This is a genomic window from Novosphingobium sp. 1529 (assembly GCF_040544855.1).
GTDB lineage: Bacteria > Pseudomonadota > Alphaproteobacteria > Sphingomonadales > Sphingomonadaceae > Novosphingobium > Novosphingobium capsulatum.
The window spans coordinates 1,030,526-1,042,660 of the sequence record NZ_JBEPKW010000001.1 but is presented as its reverse complement, the minus strand read 5'-3'; the positions used below and the strand labels follow the sequence as shown (position 1 = coordinate 1,042,660).

The 12,135-nt window shown below is 67.6% G+C and carries 10 protein-coding genes and 2 tRNA genes; 4 read left to right on the top strand and 8 right to left on the bottom strand.

Features of this window, described 5'->3' with window-relative positions:
* Window positions 1-455: 455 nt before the first annotated feature.
* From ABIC78_RS04685 to ABIC78_RS04665, 5 genes are all read right to left on the bottom strand, one after another.
* Window positions 456-532: transfer RNA gene (locus ABIC78_RS04685), tRNA-Pro, on the bottom strand.
* 61 nt (window positions 533-593) lie between these two features.
* Complete coding sequence (locus ABIC78_RS04680) at window positions 594-1,403, bottom strand: GNAT family N-acetyltransferase (RefSeq protein WP_354488027.1); 810 nt, start codon at window positions 1,401-1,403, stop codon at window positions 594-596.
* A 152-nt stretch (window positions 1,404-1,555) separates the two neighbouring features.
* A tRNA-Ile gene (locus ABIC78_RS04675) sits at window positions 1,556-1,631 on the bottom strand.
* Window positions 1,632-1,707: 76 nt separating this feature from the next.
* Complete coding sequence (locus ABIC78_RS04670; protein WP_502915630.1) at window positions 1,708-2,745, bottom strand: polysaccharide deacetylase family protein; 1,038 nt, start codon at window positions 2,743-2,745, stop codon at window positions 1,708-1,710.
* Between the two features lie 5 nt (window positions 2,746-2,750).
* Entirely contained in the window at window positions 2,751-4,637 is a 1,887-nt protein-coding gene (locus ABIC78_RS04665) for a histidine kinase dimerization/phospho-acceptor domain-containing protein (RefSeq protein ID WP_171794718.1), read from the bottom strand.
* 318 nt (window positions 4,638-4,955) lie between these two features.
* Here ABIC78_RS04665 and ABIC78_RS04660 point away from each other — a divergent pair, with 318 nt between their 5' ends.
* Window positions 4,956-5,423: an Lrp/AsnC family transcriptional regulator gene (locus tag ABIC78_RS04660; RefSeq protein ID WP_054130649.1), complete on the top strand. Its 468-nt coding sequence runs from the start codon at window positions 4,956-4,958 to the stop codon at window positions 5,421-5,423.
* A gap of 82 nt (window positions 5,424-5,505) precedes the next feature.
* On the opposite strand, the gene ABIC78_RS04655 is transcribed toward ABIC78_RS04660, so the two are convergent.
* Window positions 5,506-5,808, bottom strand: a complete 303-nt coding sequence (locus ABIC78_RS04655) for a chorismate mutase (RefSeq protein ID WP_022677957.1) — start codon at window positions 5,806-5,808, stop codon at window positions 5,506-5,508.
* Window positions 5,809-5,912: 104 nt separating this feature from the next.
* Between ABIC78_RS04655 and ABIC78_RS04650 the strand changes: the two genes are divergently transcribed.
* Window positions 5,913-6,926: a polyprenyl synthetase family protein gene (locus ABIC78_RS04650; RefSeq protein ID WP_022677958.1), complete on the top strand. Its 1,014-nt coding sequence runs from the start codon at window positions 5,913-5,915 to the stop codon at window positions 6,924-6,926.
* 33 nt (window positions 6,927-6,959) lie between these two features.
* Here the strand turns inward: ABIC78_RS04650 and ABIC78_RS04645 are convergent, their stop codons facing one another.
* Window positions 6,960-7,148 (bottom strand): hypothetical protein, encoded by a 189-nt coding sequence (locus ABIC78_RS04645; RefSeq protein WP_107715930.1) that lies wholly within the window; start codon window positions 7,146-7,148, stop codon window positions 6,960-6,962.
* Between the two features lie 147 nt (window positions 7,149-7,295).
* Between ABIC78_RS04645 and ABIC78_RS04640 the strand changes: the two genes are divergently transcribed.
* Window positions 7,296-7,676 carry a glutaredoxin gene (locus tag ABIC78_RS04640; protein ID WP_171794717.1) on the top strand — a complete coding sequence of 127 codons (381 nt, stop codon included), beginning with the start codon at window positions 7,296-7,298 and terminating at the stop codon, window positions 7,674-7,676.
* Window positions 7,677-7,747: 71 nt separating this feature from the next.
* Complete coding sequence (hrpB, locus tag ABIC78_RS04635) at window positions 7,748-10,294, top strand: ATP-dependent helicase HrpB (RefSeq protein WP_171794716.1); 2,547 nt, start codon at window positions 7,748-7,750, stop codon at window positions 10,292-10,294.
* A gap of 6 nt (window positions 10,295-10,300) precedes the next feature.
* Here the strand turns inward: hrpB and ABIC78_RS04630 are convergent, their stop codons facing one another.
* Window positions 10,301-12,052, bottom strand: a complete 1,752-nt coding sequence (locus ABIC78_RS04630; RefSeq protein ID WP_054130645.1) for a cation:proton antiporter domain-containing protein — start codon at window positions 12,050-12,052, stop codon at window positions 10,301-10,303.
* Between the last annotated feature and the right edge of the window lie 83 nt (window positions 12,053-12,135).

Here is a 12,135-nt window from a genome sequence, read left to right as displayed (position 1 = left end):
TTCCCCCAGTTTTTCAGCGCACCGCGCTGATCCCTCGCCGAAGCCCGGTTCGGCCACGTAACTTTTCCCGTCTGGGGATGAGGCCCATTTTGTTACCAAACCCCCATTTGGTTATGCATATGTTATATGTCACACTTCGAGAATCCAGGAAAAAATTGGAAATGTCTTCAATATGTTTCATATTTTCTCTATGAGAATGAAATTTATATATAAAAATTGGTGCCCAAAATGATGGACGGCGCTGTCATTCCGGCGGGTGAAACGCGCAAACGCCGATGGCACCGCGAATCAGCGCTGGGCGGCGCTGGCGGTGTGAATAAGAACCAGTTGTTGATTGGTACTGTTTTGCGCGGCGTGGCGTGGCGCGATGGCGCCGGTGCGCCTCACGCAAGAATGCTCGCCGCTACCGCCCCTGGCGTGGGGCGGTATGGCTTGGCGATGTCAGATGATGGAAATGGTCGGGGAGACAGGATTCGAACCTGCGACCCTCTGCTCCCAAAGCAGATGCGCTACCAGGCTGCGCTACTCCCCGACACGAGCATGCCCTTAGGTTTGCAGGGCGTTGCGTGCAAGCGCGAAGTTGCAGACGGGGATTATGCTGCCACGCTGAAGCGGGTGGCGTAGCGCTGGCTGATCTGTTCCACCGGCAGGACGACGCAGACATCGACGGTGTTGAACGCGTGATCGATGAACGCGCCATCGCCAAAGCGCGCGCCGCAACGCAGATAGCCCTTGATCAGCGGGGGCAGCGCCAGCATCGCGCGGCGCTCGTCATAGCTGCCGCGCGGCAGGCGTTCGAGCGGCACGGCGCAGCGGGCATTGGGCCGCACCTGCGGGCGCTGTTCTGCCGGGGCCAGGCAGGTGTGGGCCAGCAACGAGAGCGCGGCGGCATGGGCATCGGGATCGATGCCGGAAAACGAGGCGCAGCCGAACATCAGGCCGATATCGTGGGCGGCGATATAGTCGGCAATGCCGCGCCAGAGCAGGGAAATCGTGGCGCTGGTGCGGAAGTCGGGCAGCACGCAGGAGCGGCCCAGTTCCAGCAGTTCGCCGCCGACACGGCCTTCACCAGCGATCAACGGGCCAAGATCGAATTCGCCGGCGCTGTAAAACCCGTCCGCCGCCCGCGCCACGCTTTCGCGCAGCAGGCGATAGGTGCCGACGACCTGGCCATCGGCCACAATGGTGCCGGGCTGGTCTTCATCGATCACCAGAAGATGATCGCACAGCGCATCATAGGGATCAGCGTCAAGCTGGCTGAGCAAGCCGTGCGCCTGGGCGCCCATTTCATCGAAAAAGACCTGCCAGCGCAGCTTCTGCACTGCCATGAGATCAGCGCCGTCGCGCGCCAACCGCACGGCCAGACGCCGCTGCCGCTTGTCCATCCCGATCACTTCGCCCATCGAATGCGCCCTCCGTTCGGAACGCGATAGCGCATGGGCATGACGCCGGTTTTGCAGAATGATGATGATCGTGGGTCACTTGTGGCACGCGTGTCGCGCGCCTGTCGTAATTGCAGCGCCGCAAATGCAGCGCCGCCATGCTCGCGGGGTGGTGGTAGGCCCGGCAGGATTTGAACCCGCGACCTAGCCGTTATGAGCGGCCAGCTCTAACCACTGAGCTACGGGCCCCCGTTGCGCCCCATGCCGTTAAAGCGCTGCCGCGCACTTGGCAAGAAAGCGTATGCGGCGCAGCGCGATGGCGGTTTCAGATCAGGGCGGCCTGCATGATGTCAGACACACTGGCAGGCTTGATGCCGCAGCAGGCCAGGTGCGTGAACACCACGCGCCACCAGTCATAGAGCTGGTCAAGCTGGCGGGCATCGCGCACATAAGGTGTGTGCCCGGGGCGCAGCGACGGGCTGTGGAACGAAAACACCAGGATCGGCAGGCCATCGGCCAGCGTCAGATCGATGCAGCGGATGGCCTCGGCCGCAGTGACGCCTTCGGGCGTGAAGGGCACGCGGTTCATCAAGCCTGCGCGGGCCATCGCCCCGCGCAGGCGTGGCACCCGCCATAGGCGCGGAAACAGCCATGGCCCCTGACGCCGCAACACCCCGGAAAATACCGTGGTCAGCGGCAATTCCATCAGCCCGCCCTGGCGATCGACCCACCAGGGATGCAGCGGCAGCGCGGTGAAATCGGGGCCGCCCTGGCTGGAATAATCGAAATGGCTGCGTACCGAGGTATCGATCGCGATGCCCGATTCCGCCAGGATCTGCGCCGTGGCCGCCCCTACGCCATAGCGCCCGGCGCGATAGATGCGGGGCGCTTGGCCAAACGCGGCCGAGATCGTGTCGCGCAGCTTGACCAGCTTGGCGCGTTCCAGCGCCGGTGGCAAATTGCCGGCAAAGCTGTTGAATACGTTCAGCTGTTCCTGGTGCGGCGGATTGACCCAGGGATGCAGCTGCACCCCGATTTCGGCGCGGCCATGGCGAACGGCATCGCCCAGCGCCATGCCCACGGCCGGATCGCTGGCGATGGGATAGTCGATCAGATAGATCGGGGCGACACCGAACCCCTCGCAAAACTGCTGGAACTTGGCGAGGCGCGGCACATGGCTCAGGCCGTGGCCGGTTCGCTCGAACGGCTTGGCCCAGTCGAATTCCTCTTCGGTGTCGACGGTAACGACGAAACGCTGCCCGAATTCGGGGGCAAAGTGCACGCGGGCATCGGGCGGGGGCGGGCGGGTGATCCGCGCCGGTGCGCCCTGGCGCTCGCCTTCGCCCCCAAGCCGCGATGGCACCGTGGTCAGCCCGCCTGCGCCGGGGTGGCGCTATCGCCGCCGACAAGATCGTGCGGCGAGACAGCAGCGGGCAACTGTGCGAGCAGCCGCGCCCCTTCGCGGCGCAAGCCGCCGCCCATGGCACGCAATTCCGCCGCCGCCAGGCGCAGGGCAAAGCCATTGCCCATCATGCCGCCAGGGCCCAGGCCGCCGGCCTGCTGGCCACCGCCCTGGCTGCGGGCGCCATCGGCGGCAAACAGCGTGGCATCATCGCGCATGGCGAGCGTTGCCGGCAATGGCAGGTCGAGGCGCACGGCTGCTGGCGCGCTGTCGCCGGCAACGGGCGCGGCGAGTGCGATGGCCAGGCGCTCCCCCGGTGCTGCCGTGCTGGCGATTACGGCGAGCAGGCGCCATATCGCATGTTCGAGCTCGGCCGCAGGGGCTGCAACCCGTACCGGTTCTGCCGGGGGCTGCCAGCGCAGGCGCACTTCGCGTGGGCCGATCACCGGATCGAGCTGGGCCAACTGCCGGCTGACCAGCGCGGCCAGATCGATGCCGCTGTCGGGCGCGGGCATCTCGGCAGCGCCGGTTTCCAGCCGGGCCAGCCGCTCCAGGTCTTCAAACCCGGCCAGCATGCGGGCGGCATCGGCCGCGATGCTGGCGGCCAGGCTGCGGTATTGGTGCGGCGTGGCGCCAAACACCTGCTGCTGGATCATTTCGGCAAAGCCCTGGATCGCATTGATCGGGGTGCGCAACTCGTGCAGCGTCTGGCGCAGGCGATCGGCGCCCTGGGCCACCGGCGCCTCAGCAGCAGCCGGGGCGCTGGCCAGGCTTGCGGCCGGGCGGCGCAGGCAGGCGCGATAGCCGGCAAAGGCGCCGCCAGCGCGGGTGAACACCGGCACGGCATCGCATTGCCAGGCGCCCGCCACGGCCGGCGCACCGTCGAGCATGAGCAGCCCGGCGGTGATCGGCAGCCGCGCGGCAAAGGCGCGGGTGCTGCGTGCATCGAGCCGCGCGGGCGCATGCGGCTGCGCGGTGAAGGGGCGATGGCCGACCAGCATCGGCGCCCAATCGGCATCGGCGGCAACCACCGTGCCGAGCGCATCGATCGCGATGGCGATGCTTTCCGGGCGCAGTGCGGTGGCCGGTGGCTCGTCGGCAAAAGGCAGGCGCGGGTGCGGATCAGCCGCAGTGGCCAGGGCAGGAGCGCCGGGGCTGGCGGCACCGGTGGGGCGCGCCTCACGGTCGCGGCGGAACGCCTCGATCCGCCGCACGATCGCGCCGATGCCCTCGCTCGCGCTGGCAGAAAGCAACGGGGCGGGCGATTCGGGCAGAACGGCCTCTATCGGCTCTGCTGGCGGCGCCTGCGCCACGATCGGATCGACCTTAGCCATCTGATCAACCGGCGCGGACAGCGCAAAGTCATCAATACCCAGCCGCGCGAGCAAGGCATCGACCGCAGGGCTCAGGTCGCGGCGGTGGCGCAGGAAGCCGCGCGCGTGGATCGGCAGGCGCGGCACGAGCGCGAGCCAGTCTGCCTCGGCAAGCCGGGCGGCGCGGATCGCGGCCAGCGCCAGGCGCGGCGCCTGCGCGGCAAAATGGCTGACCAGGCGGGGATGGCCGAGCGGCGTGCCGGCGAGCAGTGCGGCGGCGCCCTCATGGCCGCCGGGCGCCGTGGCGATTTCGTGGAACAGCGCATCGAGCCGGGCAAGGGCGGCATCGTGCGGCGCGGCCCAGGCATCGGGCGCCACGCGGCCAAGCAGATCGGCCAGCTGCCGGAACTGCACCCGCATGCCCGCCGGCCCGGCGACGCGGGTGCGCAGCACGGTTTCCAGCCGATCGTCCACCACCAGGGCGGCGCCAGCCGTTGCGGCATGCGCAGGCATCAGGGAAGGATCAAGATCGGCAGGCATCGCTCTGGCGCCAAGGCATCCTGTTGTGCGGTCTTCTGCCATGGGGCAATGCCTGGCGAGAGGCAAGCCGGTTACGGACCGTTTCGGAACTCATCCTTGTGCCTTTATCGGTCAGGTTTTTAAGAAAGTGTGGCGAACCCGCCTGCCATGCGGTGAATGGTGATCCGTTCATCGTGGAGCGGGTTTTTCCACACTATGCACCGGCTTTGGTGATGGTGCGTTGCATTGCAGGACAATTGCGATATGAGCTAATAATATTAGCTTCACTGCCAGCGGTGACGCACAATCTTGCGGGTCGAGCGGCTAAAGAACACGAACATGGCGACATTGGACGGAATTGACAGGCGGCTGCTGGCCGAGCTTCAGGATGAGGGCCGCGTAACCAACGTGGAACTGGCCCAGCGCGTGGGCCTCACGGCGCCGCCCTGCCTGCGCCGCGTGCGCGCGCTGGAAGAGGCCGGCGTCATCCGCGGCTATCACGCCGATCTCGATCCGGCCAAGCTGGGTTTCGCGATCACGGTCTTTGCGCTCGTCAGCCTGAAAAGCCAGGCCGAGGAATCGCTGCGCCAGTTCGAAGAGCATATGCGCACGCTGCCCGAAGTGCGCGAATGCCACATGCTCAATGGCGAGATCGACTTCATCCTCAAGATCGTCAGCCGCGATCTGCAAAGCTTCCAGGAATTCCTGACCAGCAAGCTGACGCCCGCGCCCAATGTGGCCAGCGTCAAGACCTCGCTTACCATTCGCACCGCCAAGCAGGTGCCGGGCGTTCCATTCACCGAGTGAAGCGGGCCTTAACTCCCCATCCTCTTTAGAGGAGGGGAGAGTGGTGGCGGGCGCCCTTTAGGGCAGGGAGCCGCCGCGCGGGTTACTGCGCGGCCTTGGCCTGCTTGTGGTGGCGGATCACTTCCTCGATTACGAAGCGCAGGAATTTTTCGGAAAATTCCGGATCGAGCCGGGCATCCTCGGCCAGCTTGCGCAGGCGCGCGATCTGGCGCTCCTCGCGGCCAGGATCGCTGGCGGGCAAGGCTTTTTCGGCCTTGTAGGCGCCCACGGCCTGGGTGATGCGAAAGCGTTCGGCCAGGATGTGGATCATCGCGGCATCGATGTTGTCGATGCTCTGGCGATAGCCGGCCAGAACCGGATCGGTGCCTTCGGCGGATGCGCTCATGTGCTTTCGGGCCTTTGTCAGTGGGGTATGCAAAAGTGTCGCTCTGCCGCTACCGTGCAACTTGCGACTTGCCAAGCCGTGCACCACGCGCCAAGCGGGCAGCAATGACTGCTACCCTCCATACGCTCCCCCGCAAGGCCGAACCCTCGCTGGCGCCGCTGATGGCGCTGGTGGCCGACGGCATGAACAGCGTCAACGCCGTGATTCTCGATCGCATGCAATCGCGTATCCCGTTGATCCCGGCGCTGGCCGGCCATCTCATCGCCGGCGGTGGCAAGCGCATGCGCCCCATGCTCACGCTCGCCGGGGCGGCGCTGCTGGGTTATGGCGGCAGCCGCCATTTCAAGCTGGCCGCAGCGGTGGAGTTCATCCACACTGCCACCCTGCTGCACGACGACGTGGTCGATGGATCGGACATGCGCCGCGGCAAGAAGGCCGCCAACATCATCTATGGCAATCCGGCCACGGTGCTGGTGGGCGATTTCCTGTTCTCGCGCAGCTTTGAACTGATGGTCGAGGATGGCTCGATCAAGGTGCTGCGCATCCTGTCGGGCGCATCGGCCGTGATTGCCGAGGGCGAGGTCGACCAGCTGGTGGCGCAGCGCCAGGTGGAAACCAGCGAAGAACGCTATCTCTCGATCATCAACGCCAAGACCGCGGCCCTGTTCGCCGCTGCCTGCCGCATTGCCGCCGTGGTGGCTGAGCGGGACGAGGCAGACGAACTGGCGCTCGACGCCTATGGCCGCAACCTGGGCATTGCGTTCCAGCTGGCGGACGATGCGATCGACTATGATTCCGACGCGTCGGAAATGGGCAAAGACCAGGGCGACGATTTCCGCGAGGGCAAGATGACGCTGCCGGTGATCCTGGCCTATGCGCGCGGCAACGAGGAAGAGCGCGGGTTCTGGCGCGATGCCATCGCCGGCAATCGCAACAGCGACGCTGATCTGGCCCATGCCATCACCTTGATTCGCAAGCATGATGCGGTGAATGCCACGCGCGAGCGGGCGCGCCATTATGCCCAGCGCGCGATTGACGCCATTGCCGGCTTCCCCGCCAGCGCGGCCAAGGCGGCGATGGGCGAGGCCGCCGAATTCGCCGTCGCGCGGCGGTATTGATCAGGGCGTGACGAAGCCTGGTGCTGCGCCGTTTCAGCGGAACACGTGCACCAGTCCTTCGATCACCGATGAGCCGGCCAGCGGGCCGATCAGCATCATCACCAGGTTGATCGCCACGAGCACCACCACGATGCGCTGCCGGCGCGGGGTGAGCCTGGGCGCCGGTTCGGGCTGGCGATTGGGTGGGGCTGGCGGCCACGGATCTTTCAGGTCAAGAAACATGGGTCCTCTCGGGGCAGGTCGTGCCGCGATCGGGCACCGTTGCCCATTGTGGTATCATGGTTCTGACCGCGTCGCATCGGTCCTCATGGGAAGTTTGGCCCGATTCGGCGCTACTGGCTTGTTTCCCAACGCATAAAGGCATGGTTCATGACTGCGACCCCGTTCCGTCCCGTCCTCTATCTCAAGCGTTCGTGCCCGTTCTGCCTCAAGGCGGTCGCCTTCCTGGCCGAGGCCGGGCAGCTCGACAGCGTGGACCTGCGGGCCTTCTGGCCCGGTGACGAGGACGAAGCGCCGATCCGTGCGGCTCTGGCGCCGCATCTCGACAACGTGACCTTTCCCACGCTGGAAGTGGAGCCGGGCCGCTTCATCGCCGATTCCGATGCCATCGTCGCGCTCTATGCGCAAAAGGTCGGGCTCGATCCCGCGACGGCGCCGTTCTATCAATATGTCATGGCCGGGCCGTTTCGCCGCCTGCGCGAGGCCTTTGCCGAGCAGCAGGAACTGGAAAAGCTGCGCGCGCAAGGGTGATGTAGCGGGGCCTTGGCGCGCCGCTGTGCCGGCCCTCGCCAAGGCCGGGCCAAGGCGATAAGGGCAGGCGGGTGACCGATCTGCCCATCCACGCCGTCTTGCCCGATCTGCTGGCTGCCCTGGCCGCCAGCCCCAATGCCGTGCTCATCGCGCCGCCGGGCGCGGGCAAGACGACCACGGTGGCCACGGCCTTGCTGGGCGAGGCGTGGTGTACCGGCACGGTGATCCTGTTGTCGCCCCGCCGCGTGGCGGCGCGCGCTGCGGCCGAGCGCATGGCCGACCTGCTGGGCGAGGCGCCGGGCGAGACGGTCGGCTATCTCACCCGGCTCGACAGCAAGCGATCGGCACGCACCCGCGTGCTGGTGATGACCGAGGCGATCTTTGTCGCCACGATCCTGGCCGATCCCGAACTGACCGGCGTTTCGGCCGTGCTGTTTGACGAAGCGCACGAACGGCATCTCGATTCCGACCTTGGCCTGGCGCTCGCGCTGGAAGCGCAAGGCGTGCTGCGCGAGGATCTGCGCGTGGTGGTGATGTCGGCCACGCTCGACGGCACGCGCTTTGCCGGGCTGATGGGTGCCGGTTCAACGCATGGCGCGGCGGTGATCGAAAGCGCCGGCAAGGCCCATCCCTTGCGCATTCGCTGGCTGGGCAGCAGTCCGCAGTTACGCACCGAGCAGGCCGTGGCCAATGCCATTGCCCTGGCCTGGGGCGAAGAGACAGGCGACATTCTGGCGTTCCTGCCCGGCGTGCGCGACATCGATCGCACGGCCGAAATCCTCGCGCAGCGTCTGCCCCACGCGCTGGTGCTGCCGCTGCACGGGCAGGTCGATCCGGCAGGTCAGCGTGCCGCGATCCGCCGCGATCGCGAGGGCCGGCGCCGGATCGTGCTGGCGACGGCGATTGCCGAAACCTCGTTGACGCTTGATGGCGTGGCAGTGGTGGTCGATGCGGGACTTTCGCGCCGGGCAGAGTTCGACAAGGTGGCAGGGGTGACCCGCCTGGTCACCACCCGCGCCAGCCAGGCCGCCGCCGCGCAGCGCGCCGGGCGTGCCGCGCGCCAGGGGCCGGGCGTGGCCTATCGCCTGTGGGAAGAAGCCGCCCACGCCGGGCGTGCGCCGTTCGATCCGCCCGAAATCCTCAATGCCGATCTGGCCCCCCTGGCGCTGACTCTGGCGCAATGGGGCGCGGGCGATCCGGCGGCGATGGCCTGGATCGATCCGCCGCCGGCTGCGGCGATGGCCGCCGCGCAGGCCAGCCTCGCCGCCTTGGGCGCGCTGGATGGGGAAGGGCGCATCACTGCCCACGGCCGCGCCATGGCCAGCCTGCCGATGGAGCCGGCGCTGGCGCACATGCTGCTGTTTGCCGCCCGCCATGGCGCGGCGCAGGATGCGGCACGGCTGGCGCTGCTTTTGCAGGAACGCGGCCTTGGCGGCTGCGGCGATGATCTCGCCCGCCGGTTCGATCGCTGGCAGGGCGATCGCGGGGCGCGGGCCGATGCTTCGCGCAAGCTGGCCGCGCGCTGGGCCAATATGGCGGAACGGGCGGCGCGGGGGGGCTTCGACAAGCGCAGCCCGAACGGGGGGGAGGGCATGTCCCAAGGTTCCGTTCGCCCTGAGCCCGTCGAAGGGCGCCAGCGCAACGCCGCAAGGCCGCCGCTAGCCGTGCTGCTCGCCGAAGGCTTTCCCGATCGCATCGCCCGCGCGCGCGGCGCCAGCGGAGAGGAATGGCTTTCGGCCGGTGGGCGCGGCTATCGCCTTGATCCCGCCTCTCCGCTGGCCACGGCGCGCTGGCTGGTGATCGGCGATGCGCAGGGAGAGGCCAAGGGCGCCCGCATCATGAGCGCGCTGGCGCTTGACGAGGACGACGTCACCACCTGGCTGGCCCACCGCATGGACCAGCGCCACACCCTGACATGGAACGCCGGCGAGGGCCGGGTGGAAGCCCGGCTGGAGCGGCGGCTGGGCGCGATCGTGCTGGCGCGCGTGCCCGATCCGTCGCCACAGCCGGCAGCGGTTACGGCGCTGCTGCTTGATGTGGTGCGACGCGAAGGGCTGGCGGCGCTGCCGCTGGGCGCTGCGGCGCAAGCGCTGCTGACCCGCGCCCGCTATGCCGGGCTGGCCGCGCTCGACGAAGCGACCCTGCTCGCCGATCTGGAGGAATGGCTGGCCCCCTTGCTGGCCGGGCGGCGCGATCTGGCCATCGCGGCAGGCAAGCTGCACGAGGCGCTGGAAAACCGGCTGGACTGGAACGAGCGGCAGACGCTCGACCGGCTGGCGCCGCCGCACTATCGCTCTCCGGCGGGGACTAGCCATGCCATCGACTATGCCCACGAAGGCGGCCCGGCGGTGGAACTGCGGGTGCAGGCATTGTTCGGCCTCGATCGCCATCCCACGATCGGCCAGCCGCCGCGCCCGTTGCTGCTCTCGCTCACCTCGCCCGCCGGCCGGCCGATCCAGACCACGGCCGATCTGCCCGCGTTCTGGCGCGGATCGTGGCGCGATGTGGTGAAGGACATGAAGGGCCGCTATCCCCGCCATCGCTGGCCCGAACAGCCGTGGACCGAAGATCCCAGCCTCAAGACCCGCAACGCGTTCGAGGCGACGCGAAAGAGCTGAGCAAAATCAGCTTTCCTGCGCCTGTGGCTCGGTAATGATCCGTTCGCGCGCAGCGCGCAGGTCGCCGCCTTCGATCTGGATCTTGAGCCGCTCCTTGTCGCGCGCGCGGTACATGTCTTCGGCGCGGGTGATGATTTCCTCGCTAACCCCGGTTTCGGCCAAGGCCAGGCGCGCCATCTTCACCGCGGATTCCATCACCTCGCGGATCACCCACTTGGCCGGCGAGCCGCGCAGCCGCACCACCGCGCGCCGATCGAACGCGCGCACGAAGATGGCTGCCTGGGGAAAGGCCTGCTGCACCGCTTCCAGCGCGGCGGCATCCATCTGGTCGCCATCCATGCAGAACAGGATCAGCGCGGCCTCGTCCGCACCAGCCTGGCGCAGCAGGTCGAGCCGGGTGCCATCACCGAAATAGACCTTGGCCCCGAAATTGCTGGCCACGTCGATCATTTCCACGTCGGTATCGATCAGCGTAACCGTCAGGCCGCTGGCATTGAGCATCTGCGCCACGGTCTGGCCAAAGCGGCCATAGCCCACGATCAGCGCATTGGCGGCGTCGCCGGTGGGCCCTTGGCGTTCGCCCTTCACCGCGCGCGGATCGTTGCGCAAGGGCTTGGTCAACGCCATCAGGAACGGCGTGGTGGCCATCGACAGGGTCACGATCGCGCCAAACAGGCTGGCCGCCTCGGGCGCGATCAGCTGGGCATGCTGCGCCTGGGCAAACAGCACAAAGCCAAATTCGCCGCCTTGGCTCAGCAGCAGGCCCAGCGCCAGTGCGCCGCGCCACGGCATGCGGAAGGCAAGGCCGATGCCCATGATCATCGCTGCCTTCACCGCCACCAGCGCCAGCGCCATGGCAATCACGAACAGCGGCCGCTCGGCAATGGCATGAAGATCGAGCATCATGCCCACGGCCAGGAAGAACAGCCCGAGCAGGATGGAGCGGAACGGCTCGACATCGGCTTCCAGTTCGTGGCGATAGGGGCTGTCGGCCAGCATGACCCCGGCGATGAACGCGCCGAGCGCGGTCGACAGGCCCAGCGCCTCCATCACCGCGGCTGAGGCCATGACCGTGAACAGCGCGGCGACCACGAACATCTCGCGCTCGCCCAGGTTGCCGATCAGGCGGAACAGCGGCCGGATCAGATAGCGCCCGGCCAGGATCAGCCCGGCGATCGCCAGCACGGTATAAAGCCCCAGTTGCCAGCCCGGCGGGCCATTGGCATCGGCCGGATTGCGGCTGAGCGCAGAGATCAGCGTGATCATGGGGATGATCGAAAGGTCCTGGAACAGCAGGATGGCAAAGGTCCGCTCGCCAAACGGCGTGCGCAACCGGCCCGAGGCCTGGAGCATCGGCAGGACCTGCGCGGTGGACGAGAGCGCCAGCGGCAGGCCCAGCGCGATGGCGGCCGTCAGGCTGAAATCGGTGCCGAAGTTGATCACTGCCGTGATCGCCGCGCCGCACAGGACCACCTGCAACAGCCCCAGGCCGAGGATATCGCGCTTCATCCGCCACAGCCGCGACGGGTTCAGCTCCAGCCCGACCAGGAACAGCAGCAGCGTGATGCCGAGTTCGGCAATGCCCAGCTTCTGCTCGGCCTCGCCCACCAGGCCCAGCACCTGCGGCCCGACCACGGCACCCGCCAGCAGGTAGCCCAGCGTGGCCCCCAGGCCCAGCCGGCGGAACACCAGCACGAAGACCATGGCAAAGCCAAGCAGCAGAAAACCATCGTGAAGCATCGAGGGGGGCTGGTTCATGCCTCCTGCCTCGCCTTCCCTGCCGCCCGCGTCAACCCATCGTGGGCAAGCCGCGGCAACAAGGCGGCCGGGAACGGCGGCGC